This is a genomic window from Micromonospora sp. KC606 (assembly GCF_004348675.1).
Lineage (GTDB): Bacteria > Actinomycetota > Actinomycetes > Mycobacteriales > Micromonosporaceae > Micromonospora.
On the sequence record NZ_SMKN01000059.1, the window covers coordinates 1 to 26747 of the forward strand.

General features: G+C 73.4%; 29 protein-coding genes. 17 read left to right on the forward strand and 12 right to left on the reverse strand.

What is annotated here, in order from left to right; all coding sequences use genetic code 11:
• The first annotated feature begins 42 nt into the window (after positions 1–42).
• Positions 43–375 (forward strand): hypothetical protein, encoded by a 333-nt coding sequence (locus E1193_RS14345; RefSeq protein WP_132183694.1) that lies wholly within the window; start codon positions 43–45, stop codon positions 373–375.
• Positions 372–1025, forward strand: a complete 654-nt coding sequence (locus E1193_RS14350; protein ID WP_132183695.1) for a nucleotidyl transferase AbiEii/AbiGii toxin family protein — start codon at positions 372–374, stop codon at positions 1023–1025. The genes E1193_RS14345 and E1193_RS14350 overlap by 4 nt, the downstream gene beginning before the upstream one ends.
• An 84-nt stretch (positions 1026–1109) precedes the next feature.
• Here E1193_RS14350 and E1193_RS14355 read toward each other — a convergent pair whose 3' ends face one another.
• Positions 1110–2012 carry an SDR family oxidoreductase gene (locus E1193_RS14355; protein ID WP_132183696.1) on the reverse strand — a complete coding sequence of 301 codons (903 nt, stop codon included), beginning with the start codon at positions 2010–2012 and terminating at the stop codon, positions 1110–1112.
• A gap of 232 nt (positions 2013–2244) precedes the next feature.
• On the opposite strand from E1193_RS14355, the gene E1193_RS14360 reads away from it, so the two are divergent.
• Positions 2245–4038 carry a 5'-nucleotidase C-terminal domain-containing protein gene (locus tag E1193_RS14360; protein ID WP_132183697.1) on the forward strand — a complete coding sequence of 598 codons (1794 nt, stop codon included), beginning with the start codon at positions 2245–2247 and terminating at the stop codon, positions 4036–4038.
• A gap of 172 nt (positions 4039–4210) precedes the next feature.
• Here E1193_RS14360 and E1193_RS14365 read toward each other — a convergent pair whose 3' ends face one another.
• Positions 4211–5365: a geranylgeranyl reductase family protein gene (locus E1193_RS14365; protein ID WP_132183698.1), complete on the reverse strand. Its 1155-nt coding sequence runs from the start codon at positions 5363–5365 to the stop codon at positions 4211–4213.
• Positions 5366–5501: 136 nt separating this feature from the next.
• Here E1193_RS14365 and E1193_RS14370 point away from each other — a divergent pair, with 136 nt between their 5' ends.
• Positions 5502–5738, forward strand: coding sequence for a hypothetical protein (locus E1193_RS14370; RefSeq protein ID WP_132183699.1), 237 nt, complete (start codon positions 5502–5504; stop codon positions 5736–5738).
• A 139-nt stretch (positions 5739–5877) separates the two neighbouring features.
• On the opposite strand, the gene E1193_RS14375 is transcribed toward E1193_RS14370, so the two are convergent.
• Positions 5878–6570, reverse strand: coding sequence for a hypothetical protein (locus E1193_RS14375; RefSeq protein WP_132183700.1), 693 nt, complete (start codon positions 6568–6570; stop codon positions 5878–5880).
• A 634-nt stretch (positions 6571–7204) separates the two neighbouring features.
• Here E1193_RS14375 and E1193_RS14380 point away from each other — a divergent pair.
• Positions 7205–7450: a hypothetical protein gene (locus E1193_RS14380; protein ID WP_132183701.1), complete on the forward strand. Its 246-nt coding sequence runs from the start codon at positions 7205–7207 to the stop codon at positions 7448–7450.
• Entirely contained in the window at positions 7447–8406 is a 960-nt protein-coding gene (locus E1193_RS14385) for a sensor histidine kinase (protein ID WP_243707619.1), read from the forward strand. Before E1193_RS14380 ends, E1193_RS14385 begins: the two co-directional genes overlap by 4 nt.
• 292 nt (positions 8407–8698) lie before the next feature.
• Here E1193_RS14385 and E1193_RS14390 read toward each other — a convergent pair whose 3' ends face one another.
• The 5 genes from E1193_RS14390 to E1193_RS14410 form a co-directional block, all read right to left on the reverse strand.
• Positions 8699–9805, reverse strand: coding sequence for a CapA family protein (locus E1193_RS14390; RefSeq protein WP_243707622.1), 1107 nt, complete (start codon positions 9803–9805; stop codon positions 8699–8701).
• Positions 9806–9897: 92 nt separating this feature from the next.
• Entirely contained in the window at positions 9898–10788 is an 891-nt protein-coding gene (locus tag E1193_RS14395; RefSeq protein WP_243707624.1) for an alpha/beta fold hydrolase, read from the reverse strand.
• On the reverse strand, positions 10785–11678 hold the full coding sequence (locus tag E1193_RS14400) for an SDR family oxidoreductase (RefSeq protein ID WP_132183702.1): 894 nt from the start codon (positions 11676–11678) through the stop codon (positions 10785–10787). Before E1193_RS14400 ends, E1193_RS14395 begins: the two co-directional genes overlap by 4 nt.
• Positions 11679–11744: 66 nt before the next feature.
• Positions 11745–13250, reverse strand: a complete 1506-nt coding sequence (locus E1193_RS14405; RefSeq protein WP_132183703.1) for an NAD(P)/FAD-dependent oxidoreductase — start codon at positions 13248–13250, stop codon at positions 11745–11747.
• A gap of 55 nt (positions 13251–13305) precedes the next feature.
• Positions 13306–14805: a PLP-dependent aminotransferase family protein gene (locus E1193_RS14410; RefSeq protein ID WP_132183704.1), complete on the reverse strand. Its 1500-nt coding sequence runs from the start codon at positions 14803–14805 to the stop codon at positions 13306–13308.
• 29 nt (positions 14806–14834) lie between these two features.
• Between E1193_RS14410 and E1193_RS14415 the strand changes: the two genes are divergently transcribed.
• From E1193_RS14415 to E1193_RS14425, 3 genes are all read left to right on the forward strand, one after another.
• Positions 14835–15446: a LysE family translocator gene (locus E1193_RS14415; protein WP_132183705.1), complete on the forward strand. Its 612-nt coding sequence runs from the start codon at positions 14835–14837 to the stop codon at positions 15444–15446.
• A 7-nt stretch (positions 15447–15453) separates the two neighbouring features.
• The gene (locus tag E1193_RS14420) at positions 15454–16152 is read left to right on the forward strand and encodes a phenylalanine--tRNA ligase beta subunit-related protein (RefSeq protein WP_132183706.1); all 699 of its coding nucleotides are present in this window, start codon (positions 15454–15456) and stop codon (positions 16150–16152) included.
• Between the two features lie 102 nt (positions 16153–16254).
• Entirely contained in the window at positions 16255–16668 is a 414-nt protein-coding gene (locus tag E1193_RS14425; RefSeq protein ID WP_132183707.1) for an archease, read from the forward strand.
• Positions 16669–16678: 10 nt separating this feature from the next.
• On the opposite strand, the gene E1193_RS14430 is transcribed toward E1193_RS14425, so the two are convergent.
• Entirely contained in the window at positions 16679–18097 is a 1419-nt protein-coding gene (locus E1193_RS14430; RefSeq protein ID WP_132183708.1) for an RtcB family protein, read from the reverse strand.
• A 75-nt stretch (positions 18098–18172) separates the two neighbouring features.
• On the opposite strand from E1193_RS14430, the gene E1193_RS14435 reads away from it, so the two are divergent.
• Positions 18173–19003 carry an SDR family oxidoreductase gene (locus E1193_RS14435; protein WP_132183709.1) on the forward strand — a complete coding sequence of 277 codons (831 nt, stop codon included), beginning with the start codon at positions 18173–18175 and terminating at the stop codon, positions 19001–19003.
• Here the strand turns inward: E1193_RS14435 and E1193_RS14440 are convergent.
• Complete coding sequence (locus tag E1193_RS14440) at positions 19000–19587, reverse strand: dihydrofolate reductase family protein (RefSeq protein WP_132183710.1); 588 nt, start codon at positions 19585–19587, stop codon at positions 19000–19002. The genes E1193_RS14435 and E1193_RS14440 overlap by 4 nt on opposite strands.
• A 73-nt stretch (positions 19588–19660) precedes the next feature.
• Here E1193_RS14440 and E1193_RS14445 point away from each other — a divergent pair, with 73 nt between their 5' ends.
• The 3 genes from E1193_RS14445 to E1193_RS14455 are packed head-to-tail and all read left to right on the forward strand — an operon-like array spanning position 19661 to position 21522.
• On the forward strand, positions 19661–20236 hold the full coding sequence (locus E1193_RS14445; RefSeq protein ID WP_132183711.1) for a TetR/AcrR family transcriptional regulator: 576 nt from the start codon (positions 19661–19663) through the stop codon (positions 20234–20236).
• Positions 20233–21207 (forward strand): pentapeptide repeat-containing protein, encoded by a 975-nt coding sequence (locus tag E1193_RS14450; protein ID WP_132183712.1) that lies wholly within the window; start codon positions 20233–20235, stop codon positions 21205–21207. The genes E1193_RS14445 and E1193_RS14450 overlap by 4 nt, the downstream gene beginning before the upstream one ends.
• 60 nt (positions 21208–21267) lie before the next feature.
• Positions 21268–21522, forward strand: coding sequence for a hypothetical protein (locus tag E1193_RS14455; RefSeq protein ID WP_132183713.1), 255 nt, complete (start codon positions 21268–21270; stop codon positions 21520–21522).
• 9 nt (positions 21523–21531) lie between these two features.
• On the opposite strand, the gene rnhA is transcribed toward E1193_RS14455, so the two are convergent.
• Both rnhA and E1193_RS14465 read right to left on the reverse strand, forming a co-directional pair.
• Complete coding sequence (gene rnhA, locus E1193_RS14460) at positions 21532–22023, reverse strand: ribonuclease HI (protein ID WP_132183714.1); 492 nt, start codon at positions 22021–22023, stop codon at positions 21532–21534.
• A 93-nt stretch (positions 22024–22116) separates the two neighbouring features.
• The gene (locus tag E1193_RS14465) at positions 22117–23307 is read right to left on the reverse strand and encodes a lycopene cyclase family protein (protein WP_132183715.1); all 1191 of its coding nucleotides are present in this window, start codon (positions 23305–23307) and stop codon (positions 22117–22119) included.
• A gap of 215 nt (positions 23308–23522) precedes the next feature.
• Here E1193_RS14465 and E1193_RS14470 point away from each other — a divergent pair, with 215 nt between their 5' ends.
• From E1193_RS14470 to E1193_RS14485, 4 genes are all read left to right on the forward strand, one after another.
• The gene (locus E1193_RS14470) at positions 23523–23774 is read left to right on the forward strand and encodes a Gfo/Idh/MocA family oxidoreductase (RefSeq protein WP_243707626.1); all 252 of its coding nucleotides are present in this window, start codon (positions 23523–23525) and stop codon (positions 23772–23774) included.
• Between the two features lie 299 nt (positions 23775–24073).
• Positions 24074–24559 (forward strand): hypothetical protein, encoded by a 486-nt coding sequence (locus tag E1193_RS14475; RefSeq protein ID WP_132183717.1) that lies wholly within the window; start codon positions 24074–24076, stop codon positions 24557–24559.
• 93 nt (positions 24560–24652) lie between these two features.
• A complete protein-coding gene (locus E1193_RS14480; protein ID WP_132183718.1) occupies positions 24653–25276 on the forward strand; it encodes a class F sortase in 624 nt (207 codons plus the stop codon).
• Between the two features lie 73 nt (positions 25277–25349).
• Positions 25350–26459: a magnesium and cobalt transport protein CorA gene (locus E1193_RS14485; protein ID WP_132183719.1), complete on the forward strand. Its 1110-nt coding sequence runs from the start codon at positions 25350–25352 to the stop codon at positions 26457–26459.
• The last annotated feature ends 288 nt before the right edge of the window (positions 26460–26747 follow it).

A 26747-nucleotide genomic window follows, 5' to 3' on the forward strand; every position in this document is an offset into this window, starting at 1 on the left:
GGGGTCGACCGGGCCGACCCGGAGCGGGGTTACCCTGATGCCATGCAGACCACCGTGACCCCCGTGGCGCACCTGGCCCGCCCGGGCCGGCCCGCCGTGGTGGCACGCACCCTCACCGAACTGGTCGGTCCCACCCGGGGCGTCGTGGAACTGCCGGTGCGGCTGATGTGGAACGCGCAGCGGACGTTCGACCTGGCCGAGCCCGACGACCTGCTGTGGATGTACGAGAACGTGCTGCGGGAGAGCACCCGCACCGACGATCTGCGGCAGTTAATCAACGGGCGCACGCTGCGCCGGGTGTGGCGACGGTTGAACCTGCCGCGCGGGGTGCGGCAGGCGTGGGAGAGCCGGCACCAGGGTCTGCGGGCCGCGTGACGCACCTGCACGACTTCTACCGGGAGGTCGCCCGGGTGGCGCTCTCCGTCGCCGGGCGGCATCGGTTCGTGCTGGGCGGCGGGGTGGCCTGGGCGGCGCACGGCCTGGTCACCCGCCCGACCGAGGACGTGGACCTGTTCGCCGACGTGGAGGGCGCGGCCGCGGCGGCGGCCACGGAGGTCCGCGCGGCGCTGGAAGGGGCCGGGTACGCGGTCGTCGACGCCGACCCGGACAGCGACCTCGGCGGGCTGTTCGACGGCGTCGACCAGGACCTGCGGGATTTCGTGGTGCGCCGCGGCGACCGGCAGATCCGGCTGAGCCTGGCCCGCCTCGACCGGTACCGCTCCCCCGTGGTGATGGACTTCGGCCCGGTGATGGACGTGCGGGATCTGGTGGCGAACAAGACCGCCGCGCTGGTCAACCGCCGGGAGGCACGCGACTACATCGACGTGGCGGCGGCCCTGGACCGCTGGTCCGTCGCCGAGCTGCTGGAGCTGGCCCGGCAGGTCGACCCCGCGCTGGAGGACACCGACGTCCGGGAGGCGGGCCGGTACCTGGACCGGGTGCCGGATCGCCGGTTCAGCCGCTACGGCCTGGACGCCCGGCAGATCGCCCGGATGCGGGACCGGCTCGCCGGCTGGCCCCGCTGACCGGTCGGAGCGGGTCGGCCGGCGCGGAGTCAGCCTGCCGCAGTGCCCGGGGATGGCCGCACGCCACCCGGGCGCCATGTCGGTTCACTTCGTCGGGCGTCCACCGGTGACGCCGAGGATCTCGCCGGTGACGTAGCTGGACTCCTGCGAGGCGAAGAAGACGTATGCCGGGGCGAGTTCGGCGGGCTGGGCCGGCCGGCCCAGCGGGGTGTCCGTGCCGAACTGCTTCACCTTCTCCTGCGGCATGGTGGCCGGGATCAGCGGCGTCCAGACCGGGCCGGGTGCGACCGCGTTGACCCGGACGCCCTGCTGGGCGAGCTGGGCGGCGAGTGCCTTGGTGAAGTTGGCGATGCCCGCCTTGGTGGTGGCGTAGTCGAGCAGTTGCGGCGACGGGTCGAACGCCTGGATCGAGGTGGTGTTGATGATCGTCGCGCCGTCCTTCATGTGCGGGATGGCCTCCTGGCACAGCCAGAACATCGCGTACAGGTTGGTCTTCAGAACCCGGTCGAGCTGGGCGGTGGTGATGCCGGCGATGCCCTCGTCCTGGGACATCTGGTACGCGGCGTTGTTCACCAGGATGTCGATCCCACCCAGGTCAGCCACCGTACGGGCGACGAGGTCCCGACAGTTGCGCTCGTCGGTGATGTCGGTGCGTACCGCCACGCCCCGGCGGCCGGCCTGCTCGATGAGCCGCACCGTCTCGCGGGCGTCGGCGTCCTCCTCCTCGCCGAGGTAGGAGACCACCACGTCGGCGCCCTCCCGGGCGAAGGCGATCGCGACCGCCCGGCCGATGCCCGAGTCACCGCCGGTGATCAGCGCGCGCCTGCCCTCCAGGCGGCCGCTACCCCGGTACGACTCCTCGCCGTGGTCGGGCTTCGGCCCCATCTCGCGGGTCGAGCCAGGCGCGGACTGCTGCTGCGCGGGCTGCCCCTCCTGCTGGCCGTACTGCTCGGTCGGGTCCTGACGGGTGTACTGGTCCTGGTTCACCGCTTGACTCCTCGGGTGCTTCGTCCGTCCTGGTCCCTGTCCGCCCTACCCCACCGGCCAGCGAGGAAACCGGCGTGCCAGTCGCACGGGCGACGGTGTTGTTACGCGCAGGTGGCCGACGACGCTGGTGGGATGAAACACCGTGAGCCGTTGTGGCGCCCGTGACAACTGCTCGTTTATGGTGCGCAACGGCAACCACGAGGCGCCTCCCCCTTCTTGCGAAAGGCACCGCATGACCCTCTCCTCCGGCGCGTCGCGCCGTCAGGTGCTGACCGTCGCCGCCACCGCGGCGACCGCTACCCTGATCGCCGGCGCCCCCGCCCGGGCCGCCGAGGCGAAGGGCCCGAAGACCTGGGACCTGACCGTCCTGGGCACCTCCGACACCCACGGCAACGTCTACAACTGGGACTACTACCGCGACGCCGAGTACGACGACAGCAAGCACAACGACGTCGGCGTGGCCAAGCTGGCCACCCTGGTCAACCAGATCCGCGCCGAGCGCCGGGGCAGGGCGACTCTCGTCCTCGACGCCGGCGACACCATCCAGGGCACCCCGCTGGCCACGTACTACGCCAAGCAGGAGCCGATCACCGTCACCGGTGAGACGCACCCGATGGCCCACGCGATGAACGTGCTCCGGTACGACGCGGTCACGTTGGGCAATCACGAGTTCAACTACGGTCTGCCGCTGCTGGCGAAGTGGATCGAGCAGCTCGGCTTCCCGGCGCTGGCCGCCAACGCCCTCAACGCGAAGACCGGCCGGCCGGCCTACCTGCCGTACGTGATCAAGAAGGTGCGCCTGGGCGGCCCGGACTCCCCCACCATCAACGTCGGCATCCTCGGCCTGACTAACCCCGGTTCGGCGATCTGGGACAAGGCCAACGTCGAGGGCAGGCTGATCTTCGCCGACATGATCGAGACCGCCGCGAAATGGGTGCCGATCATGCGGGAACGCGGCGCCGACCTCGTGATCATCTCCGCGCACGGCGGCGACAGCGGCACCTCCAGCTACGGCCCGGAGCTGCCGATCGAGAACCCGGTGGCGCTCATCGCGCAGCGGGTGCCTGGCATCGACGCGATCCTGTTCGGCCACGCGCACGCCGAGGTGGTGGAGAAGTTCCACACCAACGAGGTCACCGGCGAGCAGGTGCTCACCGCCGAGCCGTCCAAGTGGGGCCAGCGGCTGACCCGGATGGACTTCACCGTCCAGAGGGTGCGCGGCAGCTGGAAGGTCGTCGCCAAGCGGTCGTCCATGCTCAACACCAACACCGTGGTGGAGGACCCGGCGGTGCTCGCCGCCGTGCGCGGCCAGCACGCAAAGACGGTGAACTACGTCAACACCGTGGTCGCGCAGTCCTCGCAGGAGTTGTCCGCCGCCGCGTCGCGGTACCAGGACACCCCGATCCTGGACTTCATCAACCACGTGCAGACCGAGGTGGTCACCAAGGCGCTCGCCGGCACCGCGTACGCGTCGCTGCCGGTGCTGTCGATCGCCGCGCCGTTCAGCCGGACCGCGATCTTCCCCCAGGGTGACGTGCGCATCCGCGACGTCGCGGGCCTGTACGTCTTCGACAACACCCTCGAAGCCGTGGTGCTCAGCGGCGCCGAGGTCCGGACCTACCTGGAGTTCTCGGCGAAGTACTTCCAGACCGTGGCCGCGGGTGGCACCGTCGACCCGGCCACGATCAGCGACCCGGCCGTCCCGGACTACAACTACGACGTGTTCTCCGGTCTGGACTACGACATCGACATCTCGAAGCCGGTCGGCCAGCGGATCACCCGCCTGGTCCTGCCCGGCACCGACACCCCGGTCGCCGCCGACGCGCGGTTCGTCGTCGCCGTCAACAACTACCGGCGCAGCGGCGGCGGCAACTTCCCCGGCATCGTGAAGACCCAGGTGTACAACGAGCAGCAGGAGATCCGCCAGCTGTTGATCGACTGGGCGCAGGCCAAGGGTGTCATCGACCCGGCCGACTTCTTCGTACCGAACTGGAAGCTGGTACGCGAGGACGTGCCGGTCTTCTGACCCGCACCACGTCGACGGGTCACGGGGCGACCCGCGGCCCGTCGACCGGAGCCTGGTCAGCCGATGCCCGAACCCAGGCCGAGCGCCCGCTGGGTCGGGGACGCCCGCATTCTCGCGCCGGAAGGCGTACGGCATCAACGCCGGCGACCACCAAAATGACGGCGCCGGTCGGTCATCGGGGCAGGGTGGCCACCGAGCGCCGCACCGGGGGCAGGCGGTCCAGCAACGCCAGACCGGCCCGGACCGGGGCGCGGGACAGCGTCTGGTCGAAGCTGGCCCGCCCCTGGCAGAACCGTACGAACATCCGCCAACCGGCCGGGGTGGCCAGGAGGGCGTGAAAGACGTCGGGCCGACGTTCGAATATCTCCAGCAGGCGGTGACCGGCCCGCATCGACGGCACCAGCCGCTGGTGGATGTCCCGTTCGTAGCGGTCCAGGTCGCCTGCAGCGACCGCCTCGCCGGCGAGCGCGCCGGAGCGCAGGGCGTAGCTGATTCCCTCTCGGCTCCACGGTTCGAGAAGCCCCGCCGCGTCCCCGGCGACGAGCACCCGACCCCGGCGCAGTGGGGAGTCGTCGGCCCGGCACCGGGTCAGATGCCCCGAGTCGTGCTCCGGCTCCACACCAGCCAGGCCCAGCCGGTCCAGGAAACGGCGCAGGTACTCGCGGGTACCCTCGCCCTCGCCTCGCGCGGCGATCACCCCGACCGTCAACGACGCCCCCTTGGGGAACACCCACGCGTAAGAGCCCGGGATGGCGCCCCAGTCGAGCAGCAGCCGCCCCTGCCAGCGCCGCTGCACGACGGACGGGACGGGCAGCTCCCGCTCCAGGCCCAGATCCACCTGCCGGAACCGGACGCCCACGTGCCGGGCGGTGACCCCCGAGGAGCCGTCCGCCCCGACCACCGTCCGGGCCGCCACGGTCGTGCCGTCGGCCAGGCGCACGCGTACCCCGTCGGGATCCTGCTCCACACCGCGGACGGCGACGCCCTCGCGCAGCTCGGCCCCGGCGGTGACGGCGGCGGCGCGCAACCGGTCGTCGAACTCCTCCCGGCGCACCATCGCCACCAACGGGGTGCGGTACCGGCGGGTGAATGCGCGTCGCCCGTCCCGGGTGAACGTCACCCGATCGGCCCGGTCGTGCGCGGGCACCTCGATGCGGCCGGCGACCTCCGACAGCGAGGTGCCGATGAGACCACCGCCGCACGTTTTGTAACGGGGATGCGTGGCCCGCTCCAGCGCCAGCGTCCGCACGCCCGCCTCGGCGGCGACCCGCGCGGCGGTCAGCCCGGCCGGGCCAGCGCCGACGACGACGAGATCCCAGATGATCACGGCGTCCACCCTAGGGCACCGCACCCCGGCCGGCGGCGCACGACTGCCCCGATCGGGCGGGCATTGTCGGTCACCCGGCGGGTAAGCCGCGGTACCCACCCCGTCCGAGCGGGCGGGTCACGGCAAGGAGGTCACCATGCAGCAGGTGCGTCTGTCGGAGACCGAGGAACGGGTGTACGACGCGGTGGCGGCGCTGGAGGCGCGCGGTCAGGTACCGTACCCGGACCTGATCGCCGAGGAGGCGGGGATGGCGGCGGAGGAGGTGCACCAGCCCCTGCACCTGCTCACCGAGAAGAACCTGCTGCACCGGGAGGACTCGCCGATGGCCGGGCTGGACTTCGGCCCCCGGTGGTGCGCCCGCCAGATGGCGTGATTGCCGCCCCGCAGGGCCCTGGTCGCGGTCGGTCATGCCTGACCCACCGCTGACGGGACGGGGCCGCCGCCGGCAGACCGCCCGACAGACGCCGGCCGGCCCCCGTCACCATGAGGATGAGGGCCGGCCGGCCGGTCGGTCACCAGAGCTGCTGGACGATGTCCGCCGCCTGCTGCTCCCACTGCGCGTACGCGTACGGGAACGCCGAGACCTGGACGGTCTGCGCCGCCGTGGTCAACGGCAGCTCCTGCCAGCCGTGCACGTTCTTCAGCGCCTCGAAGAACGCCCGGGAGGCGTACCCGGGGTCGGTGATCTGGTCGGGCGTGCCCCAACCCGACGACGGGCGCTGCTGGAACAGGCCCTGCGAGTCGTGGTCGTTGTACGCGCCCAGGTGACCCAGGTTGTAGAGCTTGGACTCCTGCAGCGAGGTGGCGATGCCGATCACCGCGCCGCGCCTGCCCACGCCGGTCTCCCTGGCCTCCTCGATGATGGCCCTGGCGTTGGCGAGCTGGGCGTCGTCCAGCGGGATACGGGACTGGGCGCCCTCCACACCGTGCGGGATGAGCTCGTCCCGGCTCGGCCGGTCGGCCGACACTCCGGTGATCCTGCCGCCGGTGGTCAGGCCCGACTCGACCGTGGCGCCCTGCCGGCTCTTGCCGGTGGCCAGATCGATGGCGGCGACGGCTTCCTCGTGCGGGCCGCCCGTGACGGGGGCGGCCACCGCGGCGGGGCCGAGCGCCAGACCACCCATGGCGGCGACGCCGGCGATGCTCAGTACGGTCCTGTGGTTCTTCGCGATGGCCGGGAGCCATCGAGTGAAGTTCTGCTTCACGATGGTTGCCCTTTCGATCGTGTAAACGCGCTCCGCATCGAGCGCCCCTCGGGGAACTGCCGGCACCGCCGGGGTTGCCTGCCAGCAGTACGGGGGACACAACCGGCTCCGCGTGTCGCTCATTCCGGAAATGCCCGCCGTGGCCACGGCGGCGGCGCAGGTCACCGCCAGAGTCGGACAGCCCTGTCGGCAACCGGCGACCGGATCAACCCGGGGCTGGAACCGGACATCCCACGTCACCGGGGTACGAACGAGGTCGGCCAGCACCTGCCCGGTGCCGGGGTCTGGGCCGCGGGGTCCGCGCCGTCGAGGGCGTCTGCGACGGTGCCGCGTCCAGCGGCCGGGCGGGCGTCGAACGGCATTGGAGCCGGTCCTGACGAGGGACTACAGTGAGGCGCGCCAACCGGAAGGCGATGACGGTGACGACGAGTGCGGCGGTCGACCAGGTCCACCTGGGAGAACACATCTGTGGGGCGCACGGGGACGACAGCGACGGCCTGGACGACGCCGGCCGGTTCCTCGCCGCCAGACTCCGACTCGGTCACACGGCGTTGTGGCTCACCGACGGCGACTTTTCCCCACCGAGTGCCTCCACCCGGTCACCACCGCGCATCCCGCCACCGTCGGGCCCCGAATGAGCCGCGCCTGGACGCCGTTGCCGCGGGCGTACCGGACCCGCGGCCCGTACGGGTTGCGCCTGATCGGGGAGGTCGGGACGACCGTGCTGGACGTCTCGGAACTGAGCTTCGCCGATGCGGGTGCCGCCAGCGCGCTGGCCCGGGCCCGCCGCGACGCGCCCTCCGCCGTCCGCCTGGTCGGTTGCCGGCCGGCGCCGAGCAGCCTGCTCGACCCGGTGGACGGCGCGGGAGGCGCGGCGTGACGCCGATCGGGACGACGGGACCACCGGCGGGTGGTCTGGTCCACGAGGGGCTGTTCTACCGCGATCGGGAGGAACTGCTGGCCGGGACGGTGCCGTTCGTCCTCGACGCGCTGACGCACGACGAGCCGGTGCTGGTGGCCACACCGGCCGACCGTCTGGGGATGATCCAGGCCGAGGTGGGAGCCGACGACGACCGGGTACGGTACGTCGACATGACGCAGGCGGGGCGCAACCCGGGACGGATCATTCCGTGGGTGCTCCAGGCGTTTCTCGACGGGCATTCCGGCCGGCGGGTCCGCATCATCGGCGAGCCGGTGTGGCCGGGGCGAACGGAGGCGGAGCAACCGGCCTGCGCCCAACACGAGGCGTTGATCAACTTTGCCTTCGCCGACCGGGATGTGCACATCCTCTGCCCGTACGACGCTTCCCGGCTGTCCGCCGGACTGCTCGCCGACGCCTGCCGCACCCACCCGGTGCTGGTCGACGCCGTCGGGCGACGGCCCAGCCCTCACTTCGCCCCGGCGCAGGTCGTCACCGAGCACAACAAGCCGCTGGCGACGGCCGGCGAACCGGTGGCGCTGCTGCGTTACGACCTCAACACCCTCTCCGACGTACGCCGGTTCGTCACCGCGCACGCACGGGACGCCGCGCTGGACCCGGACCGGGTCGCCGACCTGCAGATCGCGGTGACCGAACTGGCCACCAACAGCATCGCGCACGCCAGCGGTGGCGGGCTGCTGCACGTGTGGCGGACGGATGAACACCTGGTGTGCGAGTTTCGGGACGACGGCTGGCTGGACGATCCGCTCGCCGGCCGGCTGACGCCCAGGCACGACGGCATCGGCGGGCGGGGCCTGGTTATCGTGCACGCGCTGTGCGATCTGGTGCTCGTGCACAGCACCCCGGCCGGCACCACCGTCCGGCTGCACATGCGCCGGGACACCGGGCCGGCTTGACGGCGCACCCTGGAGGGTGTGCGAGCGTCGGCGACAGCCTCTCACCCTCCGTGGCCCACCAGGGATGAACACGCTGTGTCACGCGGCACCCGGACAGCGGCCTCCCCAGTCGTTCCCTTTGCTCTGCCGCCACCGACGCGACACGAGAGTGAGCTGGCATCATGCGACGACGGCGGGATCTCTGCCGCCACCGCCCCGACCACCCTAGGTCACTGTCGCGGAGAGGGCAGCAGAGCAGAGGGAGGATGGCGTGGGGTGCGTCGACTCGCGTGGGTCACCGTCGGTGAGGGCCTCAGGCCCGGCGCAGGGTGATCAGGCCGTCGTCGTCCAGCCCGAAACCGGTGTGCCACGGCCCGCCGAGACGGTCGAGCAGATCCGCCAGCCAGCGCGCCTCGGCGGGGGTCGCCGACTCCAGGCGCATCCGACGCATCCGGACCGGGACAAGCCGCAGCCGCACCAGCCCGCCCCGGTCGTACGTGGGCAGGTGCAGCAGTCGCAGCCACGGACGGAACGACTCCCGCCCACCGATCCCCTCGTAGTCGTCCACCAGATCACCGGCGCCGTAGAGGATGAGTCCGTCCCGGTACGCCTCGATGGGGCGCGGATGGTGCGACGAATGGCCGTGCACCAGGCGTACCCCGGCCTCCACCAGCCGGTGCGCGAACCGCACCTGTGCGGCCGGCACGTCGTACCCCCAGTTCGAGCCCCAGTGCACCGAGACCACCACCAGGTCCCCCGGCCGGGCCTCACGGTCGATCCGCGCGGTGAGCGCGGCGGCGCGCTCCTCGCTCGTCTCCGGCAGGTACGCCACGCCGGCCCGCCGGTCGGTGGCCGCCCAGTGCGGCGGGACACCACTGGACGGGGTGCCGACCGACCAGAGCAGCAGCCGGCGGCCCTCGCCCAGGTCGACCCGAGCCGGGCGCCACGCCTCGACCTCGTCGCGGCCGGCACCCGCCGGCGTGATCCCGACCCGACGCAGCGCGTCGAGTGTGTCGGCCAGCGCGTCCGGGCCGAAGTCGAGCACGTGGTTGTTGGCCAGCGCACAGACGTCGATGCGGGCGGCGGTCAGGCACGACAGATTGTCCGGGTGCATCCGGTAGTGGATCACCTTGCCGGGCGCGAACTCACCCCGGTCGGTCACCGCGGTCTCCAGGTTGACGATCCGCACGTCCGGCCCGAGCTCGTCGAGCAGGCGCAGCGCGTCTCCCCACGGCCATCGCGGCGACACCGGACGGGGAATCGGGCCCGACACCGACTCGGCCAGCTCCACGTACCGGCGCGCGTCGGTGACCACCTGTTCGCGAAGCCGTGGCGGCCCCGGCCGGGGCAGGACCTGGTCGACGCCCCGGCCGGTCATCACGTCGCCGCTGAGAAAGAGGGTCACCTCGTCGCCCGACACCACCCCGGCGTTCCCGGTGGGAGCGACTTCGCACCCCCGGCCGGAAATCCCCCGGGCCGGCCCGTGCCGCCCCGCGCCGCCCGGGCACCGCGTCAATCCGCTCGGACCGCCGTCGCCGCCCGGCCGCCGCCGGTCGGGTCACCCGCCCAGAAGTCGACCAGCAGCTGGTGGAACTCCTCGGCCCGCTCGATCTGCGGCAGGTGCCCGCAGTCGGTGAACAGGTGGGTGCGGGCTTTCGGCAGCCGGGCGCGGGCTGCCTCGAGGTGCGTCGCCGGGAGGATGAGATCGCGGTCGCCCCAGACGATCAGGGTGGGAATGTCGAGCGCGGCCACCTGGGCCAGCAGCTCGTCGCGCCACTGCGGTCGGACGCCCCGAAAGGTGCCGAGGTGGCGGCAGGTCTCCAGCGTCACCCGCGCCGTGTACGGCTGGCCGGCCAGCCGCAGCGCGTGGTCGATCCGTTCCTCGGTGGCGAACGCCGGATCGTGAAAGAGCATCCGTTGCGCCCGGTGGGCCACCCGGCGGCTCGGACGCAGCAGCAGCCGGCCCAGTGCACGCAGCGTCAGCAGCCGCAGCGCCAGGGCCATCTCGGGCCCGAAGCCGGCGCTGTTGGCCAGCGTGAGGCTGGCCACCCGGTCGGGCTCGGTCGCGGCGAGCCGCATGGCGACCGCCCCACCGAGGGAGTTGCCGACCAGGTGGGCGGGCCGGGCCACGCCCACCGCGTCGAGGTAGTGCCCGACGAACCTGCCCAGCGCGGGCAGGGTGCACCGCTCGGCCATCGGCAGCGAACCGCCGTACCCCGGCAGGTCCACACTGTGCACCCGGAACCGCTGGGCCAGCAGCTCGTGCTGTGCGGTGAAGTCGTGCAGGCAACGCCCGAGGCCGTGCAGCAGCACCACCGGCGGGCCGTCGCCGTCGACGCGGTGCCGGACCCGCCGGCCGTCGACCGTCACGTGCTGGGGCCGCAGCCCGGACGCGGCGCTCACGCCCGCTCCTCGGTGGAGAGCTCCGGCGGGCCGGCCGGGCGAGCCGCCCACCCGGTCGGGGCGCCGCCCGGTCTCGCCGCCACCGCGAGCACCCGCCCGTAGCCGGCGGGCGCGACGCGGGCCAGCAGGTCGGGCAGCTTCGCCGACCAGCCGATCAGCACCCGGCCGCGACGTCGGGCGACACCGCGCAGGATCACCTCGGCCGCGGTGGCCGGTGGAATGGAGAGCAGCTTCTCGAACTGGCGCAGGCCGATTTCGTACTCCTCGCGGAGGACGCCGCTGCCCACCCGCGCGTTGCGGGCGATGGCGGTGGCGATCCCGCCCGGGTGCACCGAGGTCACCCCGACGCCGTCGTCGACCAGCTCGTGGCGCAGCGCCTCGGTGAAGCCACGGACGGCGAACTTGCTGGCCGCATAGGCGGCCTGCCCGGCGGGGGCGATCAGCCCGAAGAGGCTGGAGACGTTGACCAGATGCGAGCCGGGCTCGGCCTTGAGCGCCGGCAGCAGCGCGTGGGTCAGCCGCACCACGGCCCGGAGGTTGATGTCGAGCACCCAGTCGAACTCGTCGAGGGTGACCTGGTCGAAGCGCCCTCCGAGGGCGACGCCGGCGTTGTTGACCAGCAGTCGTACCCGGGAATGCGCAGCCCGGATCCGTTCGGCCGCCTGGTCGGTCGCGGCGGGGTCGGCCAGGTCTACCACGTGGGTGCGGACCTGCCGGTCCGGATGCGCGGCGCGGATCGCCGCCGCCACCACAGCGAGCCGCTCGGCGTCCCGGTCGAGCAGGACGAGGTGGCTGCCCCGGCGCGCGAGGCCGTGGGCGAGCGCCTCCCCGATCCCGCTGGCTGCGCCGGTGACCACGGCGGTCCCGGCGGCGAAGACGAATGGTCGCACGCGGCCTCCTTGCTGCGCGGATGGTGCGGGGCGGGCTGTGGTGGGGCGCCGGACGACCGGTCGTGCTCAGACGACCGGGACGCCGGTGGTGCGGATGCCGGTGACCGGCGTGGGTGCGGTGGCGCGGGAGAAGCGGACCCCCTCGTCGACGAGCCGACCGTGGCGCATCAGCAGGACGTCGCGGGGATAGTTCTGGTGCAGCCGCCAGGGTGCCCGGACGCCCTGCCTGGGCAACACGTCCACGCTGCGCAGCACGTACCCGGACGTCAGGTCGATCAGTGGCGCCAGGCCCCCGTCGCGCGGAGCGACCGGGGTGACGATCTGGTGGCCGGTGGCGTCCAGGTGGCGCAGCAGCCGACAGACGTAGGTGGCGACCAGGTCGGCCTTCAGCGTCCAGGAGGCGTTGGTGTAGCCGATCGTGAGCGCGAGGTTCGGCACGCCGGAGAGCATCATTCCCTTGTACGCCACGGTGCGGGCCAGGTCGATGTCGACGCCGTCCACCGCGACGCTCATCCCGCCCAGCGCGAGCAGGTTGAGCCCGGTGGCGGTGACGACGACGTCGGCGGGCAACTCCTCGCCGGAGGCGAGCCGGACACCGTGCTCGGTGAAGGTGTCGATGGTGTCGGTGACCACCGACGCCCGGCCGACCCGCACCGCCTCGAACAGGTCCCCGTCGGGTGCCACGCAGAGCCGCTGGTCCCACGGATCGTAGCGGGGCGAGAAGTGCCGGTCCACGTCGTACCCGGCGGGGAGGCGGCCCTTCGCGGCCCGGCGCAGCAGCGCCCTCACCAGGCTGGGGGCACGCCGGCTGAGCTGGAAGTTCACCGTGCCGAGCAGCACGTTCTTCCACCGCAGGAGCGGGTGGGCGGCCGTCGACGGCAGCCAGCGGCGCAGCGCGTCGGCCACCACGTCCCGCGACGGCAGGGCGATGACGTACGTGGGTGACCGCTGGAGCATGGTGACGTGCGCGGCCCGCCGCGCCATCGCCGGCACCAGGGTCACCGCGGTGGCGCCACTGCCGATCACCACGACCCGCCTGCCGGTGTGGTCGAACTCCTGCGGCCAGTGTTGGGGGTGGATCAGCTCGCCGGTGAACCGGTCGACGCCCGGGAACTCGGGGGTGTGGCCGGCGTCGTAGCGGTAGTAGCCGGAGCAGGTGAACAGGAATGAGCAGGTGATCGTGACGTCCTCGCCGGTGTCGGCGCGGTGCGCGTGGACGGTCCAGCGGGCGGTGCTGCTGTCCCACTCGGCGCGCACGACCCGGTGGTGGAAGCGGATGTGCTCCACGACGCCGTACTCGCGGGCGGTGTCGCGGACGTAGTCACGGATGGAGTCGCCGTCGGCGATCGCCTTCGGGTCGGTCCACGGTTTGAACGAGTAGCCGAGGGTGAACATGTCCGAATCGGAGCGGATGCCGGGGTAGCGGAACAGGTCCCAGGTGCCGCCGATCGCGCCGCGCGCCTCCAGCACCGCGTACGTCTTGTCGGGACAGTCGCGGCGGAGGTGGCAGGCCGCGCCGACGCCGGACAGGCCGGCTCCGACGATGAGCACGTCGACGTGGTCGCAGGCCATGGCGTCTCCCCGGGGACAGGCAGTGGACGACACTATCCACCGTCGTCGACGGCCGTCAACGGTGGGCGCCGGTCACCGAGGCCGAACGGCGTGCCGCGCCGACGGCGGCGATGCCCTTCTCGATCTCCCCGACGGTGGCGGCGGCGTAACCCAGCACCAACCCGGCCGGGTAGGGGCGTTGGGCGTGCCAGGACAGCGGCTGGGTCTTCACGCCGCGGCGCAGGGCCTCCGTGGCGAGCGCGACGTCGCAGCGGACACCCGCGAGGGTCACCGTCAGGTGCAGCCCGGCCGCCGCGCCGTGCACGGTGGCCCCCGGCAGGTGCCGGCCGATCGCCCGGATCATCGCGTCCCGGCGGCGCACGTGCCGGCGGCGTAGCAGGCGCAGGTGCCGGTCCAGGTCGCCGGAGGTCATCAACTCGGCCAGGACCAGTTGCGGCAGGACGGCGTTGCCCAGGTCGGCCATCCGCTTCGCGGCCACCAGCGCGTCCCGGTACCGCGTCGGCGCGAGCACCCACCCCACCCGCAGGGCGGGGGCGAGCAGCTTGGAGACGCTGCCGGTGTAGCAGACCCGCCCGGGCAGGCTGGCGTGCAGGGCTGGCACGGGAGGGCGGTCGTAGCGGTGCTCGGCGTCGTAGTCGTCCTCCAGGACCAGACCGCCGTCGCGGGCCCAGTCGGCCACCTGCCGGCGCCGGTCGCCGTGCAGCACCACCCCGGTGGGGAACTGGTGCGCCGGGGTGAGCATCACCGCGGGGTGCCCGGCGGCGGCCAGCTCGTCGACCCGCAGCCCGTGCTCGTCGACGGTCACCGGCGGCGTGTCCAGCCGCCAGTTGCGCAGGTGCTGGCGGACGCCGAGCGACCCCGGGTCCTCGACCGCGACCGTGTGCACGCCGTCGTCGCGCAGGACCTGGGCGAGCAGACCGAGCGCCTGGGAGACGCCGGAGACGACCAGCACCTCGTCGGGGTCGGCGCGGATGCCCCGGGTGCGGGCGAGCCACCGGGACACCGCGACCCGCAGCGCGGGGGCGCCTCGCGGGTCGCCGTAGCCGAGGGCTGCGGCGTCGAGGTGACGCAGCACCGCCCGTTCGGCCCGCAGCCAGGCCGCGCGCGGAAAGGCCGCCAGGTCGGGTACGCCCGGGGACAGGTCGATCCGGGCGGGGGCGGCGCGCAGCGCCTCGAAGATCTCGGTGCCGGGGTCGGACACGAACACCGCTTCCGGCGGTGGCGGGACCGGCGTGGCCGGTGCCGGCGGCGTGACGGCCGGGGTGGCGACGACGACGGTCCCGGCGCGTCCCCGCCCGACGACCTGTCCCTCTTCGGCCAGCCGCTGGTACGCCTCGGTGACCACGCCCCGGGAGACGCCGAGTTCGTCGGCGAGCACCCGGCTGGCCGGCAGCCGACCGCCCAGCGGGATCCTCCCGTCGGCGATCGCGGCGCGCAGCCGGTCGGCCAGCCAGCCGGCTCGGCCGCCGGGTGGGGCGGTGTCGACGTCGAGTTGGAGGAAGTCCGATCCGGCTGTTATGGACCTCTCCGCTGAGTGGGTTTTGGCCCTGGGCATCGGACCATTGTGGCAGCAGGGTGGAGTTCGTGAGTATCGCCTTCCTCCTGGCCACACTGGTGGTGGCCGCCACCCCGGGCACCGGGGTCGTCTTCACCCTCTCCGCCGCGCTGTCGCGGGGGCGGCGCGCCGGCGTGGTCGCCGCCGTCGGCTGCACCCTGGCGTTGGTGCCGCACCTGGTGGCCGTGGGCACCGGCCTGGCCGCGCTGCTGCACGCCAGCCCGACCGCGTTCGACGTGGTGCGGTACCTGGGCGTCGGATACCTGCTGTACCTGGCCTGGGTCACCGCACGGGACCGTTCCGGCTTCGCCGCCGCCGCCGATCCGGTCGCCCGCCCGGCCCACCGCGTGATCACCTCGGCGGTGCTGGTCAACCTGCTCAACCCGAAGCCGATGCTGTTCCTGCTGGCGTTCCTGCCGCAGTTCGTCCCCGCCGGCGGGCCGAACAGCACGGGACGGATGCTGCTGCACGGCGCGGTGTTCATGCTCGTCACGTTCGTCGTGTTCGCCGCGTACGGCGTCCTCGCCAGCGCGGTGCGGAGGCGCGTCCTCGCCCGTCCCCGGCTGACCGAGCGGATCCGCCACGCCTTCGCCGGGTCGTTCGTCGTGCTCGGGCTTTCCCTGCTGTTCGTCGAGAGATAGGACCACCATGCGTTTCCAGCATTCCGCACCCGTCCGGTCGGCGCACCCCACGCTGGTGGCCGCCGCGCTGAGCGCCGACGGGCTGACCCCGGACGCCGACGTGGAGCAGCGGGTGGCCCACCACGTCGCCACGGCCCGCGACCGGTTGGCCGCCGGCCCGGAGAGCGGGTTCCGTGAGATCCGGGCCTGGCGGCGGGCGTTCGCCGCGAGCGGGCTGCCACCGACCCGGTACCGGTGCGCGGCCGAGTCGCTGCTGCGCCGCCTGCGCCGCGACGGGGGGCTGCCGCGGGTGCACCCCCTCGTCGACCTCTGCAACGCCGTCTCGGTCGCGTACGCGATCCCCGTCGCGGTGCTCGACCGGGACCGGATCGACGGCGACCTGGCGGTGCGGCCCGCCACCGGCGTCGAGGAGTACGTGACCCTGGCCGGCGGCGTAGAGCACCCGGAGCCCGGTGAGCTGATTTTCGCCGACGACGCCGGTCGGGCCCACTCCCGGCGGTGGACCCACCGGCAGAGCGGTTGGTCGGCGGTGCGTCACGGCACCGAACGCGTGCTCGTGGTCGTCGAGGCGCTGCACGAGGGGGCCGGCGACGATGTGCCGGCGCTGGTGGACACCCTGACCGGCGAGCTGGCCGAGCGGTGGAAGGTCGACGCGTGGGGCGGCGTGCTGACCGCCGACGCGCCCACCTTCCATGTGCCGGGCTGAGCCGGTCGAGGGCCCGCGTCGTCAACGGTCATGGCGGCGACGGGCACCGCCGGTGCGACGGTTCGGCCCGGGGATGCCGGGTGGGGGCGGCATGATCGGGACATGGACCGAGGGCACCGCGCCGTCGCGCACACCGCCGACGTACGGATCGAGGCCTGGGCGCCGGACCGGGACGGCTGCCTGGCCGAGGCGGTCGCCGCGCTGGTGGCGACCTTCGCCGACACCGACGGGGCGGCCGCGGACGGCGAGACGACCGTCGAGCTGCCGGCCGGCGACGACAGTGACCTGCTGGTCGGTCTCCTCGACGAGGTCATCTTCCGGTTGGAGACCGAGGGCACACTGCCGCTGGCGACCGAGACGCGCCCCACCGACGGTGGGCTGCGGGTGCGGTGGCGCACGGTGGACGCCGGCACGGTGGAGCTGGTGGGGGCGGTGCCGAAGGCGGTCAGCCTGCACGCGTTGCGCTTCGACCGGGACGCGACGGGCTGGCGTTGCGTCGTGACCGTCGACGTGTAGGCGGTCCGGCTCAGCCCTTGACCACACCGATCGGGACCAGTCGGGCCACCCGCCGGCACAGCCCGGCGCCCTCGGTGGCCTCGATCACCGCCGTGATGTCCTTGTACGCCTCCGGCATCTCCTCGGCCAGGCCCCGCCGGGACGCGCCCCGCACGGCGATGTCCCGAGCCTCGATATCCCGGCGCGGGTCGTGCCCACGAACGGCCCGGGTGGCCTGCCGGCGGCTGCGGACCCGCCCCGCGCCGTGGCAGGTGGACGCGAAGGCCGGCGCGCCGGGCACCCCGACCAGTACGTACGAGCCGGTGCCCATGGAGCCGGGGATGAGTACCGGCTGGCCGGCGGGTCGTAGGTCGTCGGGAAGCTCGCGATGGCCCGGCGGCAGGGCCCGGGTGGCACCCTTGCGGTGCACGCAGAGCCTGCGCACCGCGCCGTCCACCTCATGCTCCTCGACCTTGGCGAGATTGTGTGAGACGTCGTAGACCAGATCCAGGGCGCGGCCGGTGCGGTCGGCGAGGACCCGGCGGGCCGACTCGGCCAGCAGCTGCCGGTTGGCCCGGGCGTAGTTGGCCGCGGCGGCCATCGCGCCGAGGTAGGCGCGGCCCTCGGGCGACGACACGGGGGCGCAGGCCAGTTGCCGGTCGGGCACCTCGATGCCGTAGCGGGGCATGGCCCTCTCCATGGCCCGGACGTGGTCGGTGCAGATCTGGTGGCCCAGCCCTCGCGAACCGGAGTGGATCATCACGCAGATCTGGCCGTGCCGCAGCCCGAATGCCTCCGCCACACCCGGGTCGTAGATCTCGTCGACGGCCTGCACCTCCAGGAAGTGGTTGCCGGAGCCGAGGCTGCCCACCTGTTGCTGGCCGCGCTGCACGGCCCGTTCGCTCACCTGGGCCGGGTCGGCGTCGGTGACGGCCCCGCCGTCCTCGCAGCGTTCCAGGTCACGGACGGTGCCGTGGCCGCGCTCGACGGCGTACCGGGAGCCGCCGCGCAGCACCGCGTCGAGTTCGGCCCGGTCGGCGAGCTGCCACACCGCACCCCGGCCCATCCCCCGGGGTGTGCCGGCGCTCAGCCCGTCCATCACCGACTCCAGTGCGCCGCCCAGCTCGGCGCGATCGAGGTCTGCCGCAAGCAACCGCACCCCGCAGGAGATGTCGAAGCCGACGCCGCCCGGCGACACCACCCCGCCGTCGGCCGGGTCGGTGGCCGCCACCCCGCCGATCGGGAAGCCGTACCCCCAGTGCACGTCGGGCATGGCGTACGAGGCGCCGACGATGCCGGGCAGCGTGGCGACGTTCGCCACCTGCTCCAGCGACCGGTCCCCAGCCCCGTCCGGCAGCAGGGACCGGGACGCGAACACGGTGCCTGGTACCCGCATCGGGTCGTGCCGGTCGATGCGGAACCGGTAGGGCGCCTCCTCGACCAGCTCCATGCCCCGCGCCTACCCGCCGCGCCCGGCGTCACACCTGCCGCGATTGGGGCGACCGCCCCCGGGTAGTGCGCAACCATGCCTGAGCGACACGAGAACTATCCGAGAATCGCCATCGTCACCGGCGCCGACTCCGGCATCGGCAAGGTCAGCGCGGTGGCCCTCGCCGAGGCGGGTTTCGACATCGGCGTCACCTGGCACGGCGACCGCGACGGGGCGCGACGCACCGCCGAGGAGGTACGCGCCGCCGGCCGCCGGTGCGAGGTCGCCCAGTTGGACCTGACCCGGCTGCCGGAGGCGGCCGCCGTCGTCGACGAGCTGGCCGACCGGCTAGGCGGGGTCGGGGTGCTGGTCAACAACGCGGGCACGGGGGCCTCCGTCCCGTTCGTCGACACGGGCTGGGAGCAGTGGCGGGAGGTACTCGCGGTGGACCTGGACGGACCGTTTCTCTGCGGGCAGCGGGCCGCCCGCAGAATGCGGGCCGCTGGGCGGGGTGGGCGGATCATCAACATCACCAGCGTGCACGAGCACGCGCCCCGGGTCGGCTCGGCCGCGTACTGCGCGGCGAAGGGCGGGCTGGGGTTGCTCACCCGGGTGATGGCGCAGGAGCTGGCCGCCGACGGGGTCACCGTCAACGCGGTCGCACCGGGTGAGATCAGCACCCCGATGACCGGCCAGGAGGACGTCGACCCGTTCACCCGGGAACGCCCGGGCGTGCCGGTGGGGCGCCCGGGCCACGCGCGGGAGGTTGCCGCGGTGGTGGCGCTGCTCGCCTCCCCCGCCGCCGCGTACGTCACCGGGGCGTCCTGGCCGGTGGACGGCGGGATGCTGTTGATGGGCCCGCAGGCGGGCTCGCACCTGCCCTCCGACGACTGGCGATCGGTGCATCCCCGTCCCACTGACCGTTAGCTCGGCGGTGTGGTGCGCCGAAACCAGGTCACCTGGGCCCCGTTGCTGAACGACTCCCGCTCAGTGGGGGCGAAGAGCGTGGGTCGGAGTCCACCCTGGAAGGCTGGGATGCCCGCGCCGGCGACCACCGGGTACCACTTGATGATCAGTTCGTCGATCTCCGGCAGCAACGCCCCGGCCAGCTTGCCGCCTCCGGCGAGGTAGATGTCCTTGTCGGAGGTCTCGGCCTTGAGCCGGCGCACGAGCCCGATCGGGTCGCCGGAGACAAGCTCGACCGACGGGTCGTCGATCTTCTCCAGAGTCGAGGACACCACGTACTGCCGCAGGTGGGAATAGGGGCTGGAGATGTCGAGGTCCAGGGCCGGCTGGTAGGTACCGAGCCCCATGACCAGCGTGTCGAACCTCCTGTTGGGCGCGTCGGCAAGGCCGGCTCGCGCGCGGATGTGCGTGGGGACCACCTCGGGGTACCGCTCGTTCATCGACGCGGCCATGTCGTCACTCACGGGGTAGAAGTCGAACTCGCCGCCGGGGCCGGCGATGTAACCGTCGATGGAGACACCGACGTAGTAGACGAGCTTTCGCATACTTGATCACTCCACATGTAGTACTTCATCCGAAGTGGTCCGAACGTAGTACTACAACTGCTACGGTGTCAACATGCGAAGGAACATCCAGCGCCGAAACGCGCTCCTTGACGCGGCCATCGAGGTGCTGGCCGGCGAAGGAGCGCGCGGTTTGACCTTCAGGGCGGTCGACGCCGAGGCGGGAACCCCGGTCGGCACGGCTTCCAACTACTTCGCCAACCGCGACGACCTGCTCATGCAGACCGCCGAACGGGTCTACGAACGCTGGACGCCCGACGAGGCGACCTGGGCCGCCGCGGAACAAGGGCCGCGGGACAAGGCCAAGGTGACCGAGCTGATGCGCGACCTGATCGGGCGGATCACCGGGTTCCGCAGCGGATATCTCGCCATGCTGGAGCTGCGACTGGAGGCGACCCGGCGGCCAGAGCTGCGTGCCGTGCTCACCACGAGAGTGCGCGCGGACGTGGACGCGAACGTCGCCTACCACCTGGAGCAGGGCATGCCGGGCGATGCGACCTCGGTCATTCTGCTCGTCCTGGCGCTCAACTGGTTGATCGTGGAGACGCTGACGCTCCCGGAGCTCTTCACCCCCGAGGAAGTGGACGAGTTGGTGGTCAAAGCGGTCGAGCGCAGCCTCACCACGACATGACCGCCACGCTCCCGGCCGACGGCCGGGGCGCACAATGGGTCCGGGCCCGGGACGGACGGGCCGAGACACCGACGAAGCCGGGAGCACCCGCCGTGCCCGAACCGCCACAACCGCGTGAGCTGCGTGCCGACTGCGCCCGCTGCGTCGGCCTGTGCTGCGTAGCCCCCGCCTTCGCCGCGTCCGCCGACTTCGCCCTGGACAAACCCGCCGGTCAGCCCTGCCCGAACCTACGCCCGGACTCCCGTTGCGGCATCCACGACCGGCTGCGCGAACGCGGCTTCCCCGGCTGCACCGTCTTCGACTGCTTCGGCGCCGGCCAGCGGGTCACCCAGGACACCTTCGGCGGGCGGAACTGGCGCGACGACCCGGCCACCGCCGCGGCGATGTTCGCCGCGTTCGCGGTCGCGCGTCCGCTGCACGAACTGCTCTGGTACCTCACCGAGGCACTGGCGCTCACCCCGGCCGGGGCGCTGCGCGACGACCTGTCCGCCGCCGCCGAGCAGACCCGCAGGCTGGCCGCCGCCGACCCCGACGACCTACGGGCGGTCGACGTCGACGCCCACCGGGCTCAGGTGAACCCGCTGCTGTCCCGGGCCAGCGAGCGAGCCCGCAACGGCCACGGCGGCCCCGACCACCGGGGCGCCATGCTGCTCGGCGCGGACCTGCGACAGGCCTACCTGGTCGGGGCGAATCTGCGGGGAGCCTGTCTGGTCGGAGCGGACCTGCGCGGCGTGGAGCTGCGCGCCGCCGACGTCACCGGGGCGGACCTACGCGGCGCCGACCTGCGCGGCGCCGACCTGCGCGGCACGCTCTTCCTGCACCAATCCCAACTCGACGCCGCCGCCCGCGGTGACCGGACCACCCGGCTGCCGGCGGCGCTGCACCACCCCGGCCACTGGTCGGGGCTCGCCCTCACCCCGGCACGCCGGCCGGACCGCGCCCACCCGAGGCCGGGCCGACGCGGACGGTGACGTGTTGCCCGCCGAGCGGTGACGTGTTTGCCCGCCGACCAGACGGGCAGGTAGGTCGGCATGACGGACGAACAGCGCACCGACCGAGCCAACACCGACGAGCCGGACGGCACCCCGGCGTACGAGGCGTCGCTGCGCCCGCCCGGCGACTCCCTGCGCGGAACCGACGACACCGGCGACGACTTCGCCGACCTGCCCGCCGAGGAGCATCTGTCGGCACGGGACACCAGCCGCGCCGGCTACGACGTCGACGCCGTCTCCGGGGCGGGCGACCCGGCCCAGGAGGACGCGGTCAACCCGACCAGCGAGGTGTAGGGCGTCAGATCACCGCCCGGCGCGCGCAGCCCGACCGTCGGCCCCCGCCCGCGCCTCGGTCATCCCCCGGTTGGCCAGCGCGTCGGCCCGCTCGTTCTCCGGGTGGCCGTTGTGCCCCTTCACCCACAGCCAGATCACGTCGTGCCGGGCGCAGGCGGCCTCCAGCCGCTGCCACAGGTCGGCGTTCTTGACCGGCTGCCTCGCGGCGGTCAACCAGCCGTTGCGTTTCCACCCGGCGAGCCAGCCGGTGATGCCGTTGCGCACGTACGTGCTGTCGGTGTGCAGCCGCACGGTGGCTGGCCGGTTCAGCGCCTCCAACGCCTGGATCGCGGCGGTCAGCTCCATCCGGTTGTTGGTGGTGGGGGTGGCCTCCCCGCCGCACAGTTCCCGCTCGTGGTCGCCGTAGCGCAGCACCACGCCCCAGCCACCCGGCCCGGGATTGCCACTGCACGCCCCGTCGGTCCAGATCTCCACAACCCTGCCACCCGCCGCGTCCACCACGCCCCAGAACCTACCGCCCCACCCGCTGCCATGGTGATCACGAGCCCGTCCACGCCGGGCACCGGTCGCCCCGGCGCTGCCGGGCGGCGGTGGTCAGGGCCGGGCCAGCCTGGCCCGCAGCCGCCCGGCGGCGTCACCGACCACCGCCGAGGTCATCGGCAGCAACGGACTGGAGCGCATCACCGCCAGGTCCTCCACCGGGCGGGTGTCGCCGTCGAGGAACCGCAGCACCCTCTCGGGCGGGTTACGGTCGAACAACCGGCCGAAGAACTCCGGACCGCCCACCCCGCCGGTGTCCAGGGCTCGCAGTGCCACCGCGTCCATCCACCGGTGACGCCCGGGGTATCCCGGGCGGGGCACCGGGGCCCGACCGGCGGCGAGCGCGGCGGCGACCTGCGCGGCCTGCCGCCGCATCGCCGAGAAGGTGAACCCGGTCGACGGCCGGGTGGCCCCGCCGGCGGTGCCCAGACGCACCACCCGCGCCGACGGCCGACGGTCGTAGGGGGCGTCGGTCATCGGGATCACCCCGTTCTCCACCTCCCGCACCGTCGCCCCGGCCAGGTCGACCCCGAGCAGGCCGACGTAGCCGCGCAGCGCCGCGTCGTACGCCGCGTCGTCGATCACCGCCGGAGCGAACTCGGTGTACTCCACCAGGGCGTACCGGTCGCTGACCGGCAGCACATACCCGAAGGCGACACCCCGGGCCGGCTGTGGGGTGCGGAAATCCATCAGCACCGCCCGGTCCGGATCGAACACCGGCGTCGCCGACTCCACCCACCAGCCCCGGAAGTGCTGCAACCAGTTGGTACGCCCCGGCCGGCGAGGCGGCCCGGGCCGGGAGTCCAGCACCCATCCGGCCCGCAACAACGCCCGGCCGTCGGTGTCGCGGACGGTCACCCCGGCACCGTCGTCGTCGAGCGCGCCGACCGCCGCGTCGATCCGGGTGGCACCGAGCCGCCGCTCCGCCTCCGCAGCCCGCGCATACAGCGGGGCGGAACGCAGCATCGCGTACCGCAGCGGCGCCAGGTCGAGCACCCGCCGCCGCCCCGGCGTGGTCACCTCCACCCGTTGCCAGCTGGCGCTGAGCATCGGCTCCAGGTCGCCCCCAGGGGTGCCCCAGAACGCCCAGGTGCGGTCCTGGCCGCGCTTGCGGACCGGGTCGATGACCGCGATCCGCAGCCCGGTCAGGTCGTGCCGGTCCAACGCGGTGAGCACCAGGCAGCCGGCGCCGCCGACGCCGACGAGAGCCAGGTCGACGATGTCCACCCGCCCACGTTGCCACACCCGGGGAGCCGCTGGCCCCGCGGCGTGCCGCCCGCCCTCAACCGCCGGCCCGTCTTCGTCCTCCGGCTCCTGCGCGTACAGCGCCCCGGTCGGACGCCGGCCGCTGCCCGGGTGGCCGACCCGACTTCCCGCCCGGCGTCGTCGGCCCGGGAGCGCCCCCGGGGCATAGGTTCGGTACCAGAGCCGGCGGAGGGGGCACAACGGGCGAACTGCGGGTGGGGTTGCTCGGATACGGGATCGCCGGGCGGGTGTTCCACGCCCCGCTGATCGCCGCCTCCCCCGGGCTGCGGCTACACGCCGTGGTCACCACCAGCCCCGAACGGCGCGAGCAGGTCCGGCGGGAGCACCCCGAGGTTCGCCTGGTCGACGACGCCGACCTGCTCTGGCGTACTCCGCACGCGCTGGACCTCGTCGTCGTGGCCACCCCCAACCGCCTTCGCGGTTGCGGCGGCGGTCTCACCCGCTAAGGCATCCTAGGAGGCTAGCCATCCAGCTGGTGGTTGGTGGGGATCAGGCCGTCGGCCAGAATGCCGCCACCCGGCGCAGACGGAGTGGATCATCGCCGGCGCGGCGGAGCGAGTCATCTCGGGGCAGGCCCGTCTCTGGCGGGCAGAGGGAAAACACGTGACGGCAACGAAGATTTCTCATTTACCCCGACCCCGGCGCCCATCCCTCCTAGTGTTGGCCACACCGGTGCTAGTTACGGAGTTGGCCACCCGAACGACGTCCCACGCAGACAGCGGACGAAAAGTGAGGGAAGACGCGTATGAAGGCACAGACAGTTCTCGTATCGGCAGCGCTCGGCGTGGGACTCGGCACGCTCCTCCTGCCGGCCGCCGCGCTCGCGGAGACGACGGTGTCACCGTCCACCACCCCGGTCGGCGGCACGGTCGTGCTCACCGCCAGGGGCTGCAACCCGAAAGCCGGCGACGCGCTCTTCCGCGTCACCGGACCGAACCGGGACCAGAACGTCCGCTCCACCACCGCCGCGGCCGGCGGTGGGCTGAGCGCCGAACTCTTCACCGCCGGCTTCACCCTCGGCACCTACACGGTGACCGCCACCTGCGGTGACGGCAGCGCCGCCGGCACCGCCACCTTCACCGTCACCCCCATCGGCGGCGCCCCCGCCGGCGGTGGCGGCGGCGACGGCGCCGGCGGCCTGCTGGCCGCGGGAGGCGCGCTGGCCGGTGCCGCGGCGCTCGGGGCGACCGTCCTGGTCCGCCGTCGGCGTCGGGCGGCCACCGTCGCCTGACCGCGGACCCCACACCATCCCTCGGGACGGGTGCCCGAACCGGCGCGAACCGGGACGGGCACCCGGACCACATCGCCGTCGGGGAGGTGAGCGATGGCGTGGTTGACCCGCACCCGGGGCGCGGTGGCCGCGGTGACGGTGGCCGGCACGGCCGGCATCAGCCTGGTCGTCGCGGGACTGACCGCGACACCGGGGAGGCCGCCGCAGCCCGGAGCGGACGCGCAGGGTGGGGGGCGAACCGGCTCGCCGGGGCCGGTGCTGCCCCGATCCGCACCGCTGCGTATCGACATCCCCGCCATCGACGTGCACGCCGAGCTGGTGCCGGTCGCCGGCGACCCGCACGGCACCCTGGAGGTGCCGCCACTGGACCGGCCCACCGTCGCCGGCTGGTACCGCCCCGGGGTCAGTCCCGGTGAGGCCGGCAACGCGGTCGTCGTCGGGCACGTCGACACCCGCGACGGACCGGCGGTCTTCTTCGACCTGGGCCGGCTGCGCCCCGGCGACACCGTCCGGATCACCCGCGCCGACGGGCGGGTGGTGACGTTCGCGGTCGACGGCGTCGGGGCGTACCCGAAGTGGAACTTCCCCACCGCGCTGGTCTACGGACCGGGCGGACCGGGCGCCTCGCTGCGCCTGGTCACCTGCGGCGGGCGCTTCGACGAACGCTCCCGCGACTACTCCCACAACATCGTGGTACGCGCCAGCGCCGTTCCCTGACCGCCTCCGCGCCGCTGCCCCGGACCCGGCCGTACTACGGTGAGCCCTCGGCACGGCGACGCGGAGGTGGACGGTGGGACGGCGAGTGGTGGCGGCACGGTTGCTCCCCGGGCTGGGCGCACTGGTCGGGCGGCTGCTCGGACGCGCCGACGAGACACCGCCGAAGACGCCCCGGCGGGTGAACCCGGACGCCGTGGTCGACTGCGCCGTCTACGTCAACGGCCGCCGCGAGCCGGGCCGCCCGCACTACGCCGACGCGTACGCCAGAACCCGGCGGGACCGCGACACGTTCGTCTGGCTCGGCCTGCACGAGCCGGGCGCGGCCGTGATGGCCGCCGTCGGCCGGGTCTTCGGCTTCGACGAGCTGCTCGTGGCGCAGGCCCTCACCGACGGGCACCGCCCCGCCGTGCAGCGCCACGGCGAGGTGACGCTGCTGGTGGCGCGCACCGCCGGGTACGTCGCGCACGCCGAACTCACCGCCAGTTCCGAGGTGGTCGACACCGGGGACATGATGGTCTTCCTCGGCGACCGGTTCGTCGTCACCGTCCGACACGGGGCCGTCGGCGCGTTGAGCACCGTCCGGGAGGAGATACAGCGCCGCCCGGCGGTGCTGGCCGAGGGGCCGTGGGCGGTCGCGTACGCGGTCACCGACCGGATGGTGGACCTCTACCTGGAGGTCGCCGCCCACCTGGAACACGACCTGGAACTGGTGGAGGAGAGCGTCTTCGCCCCCGACCGGCACGCCGACATCCAGCACATCTACCAGCTCAAGCGGGAGGTGGTGGAGTTCCGGCGGGCAGTGCTGCCGCTGGCCGAGCCGATGCGCGCCCTGGTCGCCGGGCGCGACGGCGGGCCGCCGCCGGGGCTGCGCCGGTGGTTCGTCGACGTCGAGGGGCGGCTGGCCCGGGCCGTCGACCGGGTCGCCGCCTACGACGAGCTGCTCACCTCGATCGTGCAGTCCCGGCTCGCCCAGCTCGCCGTCGAGCAGAACAACGACATGCGCAAGATCGCGGCATGGGCGGCGATCGCCGCCACCCAGACCGCGGTGGCCGGGGTGTACGGGATGAACTTCGCACACATGCCGGAACTGACATGGAAATACGGCTACCCCGCAGCGCTGCTGGTGATGGCGACCGCCGCGGTCACCCTGTACCGGCTGTTCCGCCGCACCGGCTGGCTCTGACCACCGTCGCGGCGCACCCGGCCGGCTGACCGTCGAGCCGTGCCGCGAGGCGGCCCGTCCCAAGCCGCGCGACGAGCCGCGTCACCGGTGTCCGACGGCGTCGACCCCGGGCGCGGATGTCCGGTCTGACCTGCCGGATCCGGTGGCCGGGGCCACCCTGACGGCGGAATCGCCGCCGCCGTCGCGACGTTGTACCTGGCATACCGCCGGCGCTATCCCGCCCCGGCGCCCGGCACCAGCCCCGTGGAATGCGGGCCCCGCCGGATCGGTTACACCCCCCCGGACGCC

Excerpts from the sequence above, each read along its gene's own strand:
- E1193_RS14345 (WP_132183694.1), top strand. The coding sequence starts at position 43 with ATGCAGACCACCGTGACCCCCGTGGCGCACCTGGCCCGCCCGGGCCGG.
- E1193_RS14360 (WP_132183697.1), top strand. The coding sequence starts at position 2,245 with ATGACCCTCTCCTCCGGCGCGTCGCGCCGTCAGGTGCTGACCGTCGCC.
- E1193_RS14370 (WP_132183699.1), top strand. The coding sequence starts at position 5,502 with ATGCAGCAGGTGCGTCTGTCGGAGACCGAGGAACGGGTGTACGACGCG.
- E1193_RS14380 (WP_132183701.1), top strand. The coding sequence starts at position 7,205 with ATGAGCCGCGCCTGGACGCCGTTGCCGCGGGCGTACCGGACCCGCGGC.
- E1193_RS14405 (WP_132183703.1), bottom strand. The coding sequence starts at position 13,250 with ATGGCCTGCGACCACGTCGACGTGCTCATCGTCGGAGCCGGCCTGTCC.
- E1193_RS14410 (WP_132183704.1), bottom strand. The coding sequence starts at position 14,805 with ATGCCCAGGGCCAAAACCCACTCAGCGGAGAGGTCCATAACAGCCGGA.
- E1193_RS14420 (WP_132183706.1), top strand. The coding sequence starts at position 15,454 with ATGCGTTTCCAGCATTCCGCACCCGTCCGGTCGGCGCACCCCACGCTG.
- E1193_RS14425 (WP_132183707.1), top strand. The coding sequence starts at position 16,255 with ATGGACCGAGGGCACCGCGCCGTCGCGCACACCGCCGACGTACGGATC.
- E1193_RS14430 (WP_132183708.1), bottom strand. The coding sequence starts at position 18,097 with ATGGAGCTGGTCGAGGAGGCGCCCTACCGGTTCCGCATCGACCGGCAC.
- E1193_RS14435 (WP_132183709.1), top strand. The coding sequence starts at position 18,173 with ATGCCTGAGCGACACGAGAACTATCCGAGAATCGCCATCGTCACCGGC.
- E1193_RS14440 (WP_132183710.1), bottom strand. The coding sequence starts at position 19,587 with ATGCGAAAGCTCGTCTACTACGTCGGTGTCTCCATCGACGGTTACATC.
- E1193_RS14445 (WP_132183711.1), top strand. The coding sequence starts at position 19,661 with ATGCGAAGGAACATCCAGCGCCGAAACGCGCTCCTTGACGCGGCCATC.
- E1193_RS14450 (WP_132183712.1), top strand. The coding sequence starts at position 20,233 with ATGACCGCCACGCTCCCGGCCGACGGCCGGGGCGCACAATGGGTCCGG.
- E1193_RS14455 (WP_132183713.1), top strand. The coding sequence starts at position 21,268 with ATGACGGACGAACAGCGCACCGACCGAGCCAACACCGACGAGCCGGAC.
- E1193_RS14475 (WP_132183717.1), top strand. The coding sequence starts at position 24,074 with ATGAAGGCACAGACAGTTCTCGTATCGGCAGCGCTCGGCGTGGGACTC.
- E1193_RS14480 (WP_132183718.1), top strand. The coding sequence starts at position 24,653 with ATGGCGTGGTTGACCCGCACCCGGGGCGCGGTGGCCGCGGTGACGGTG.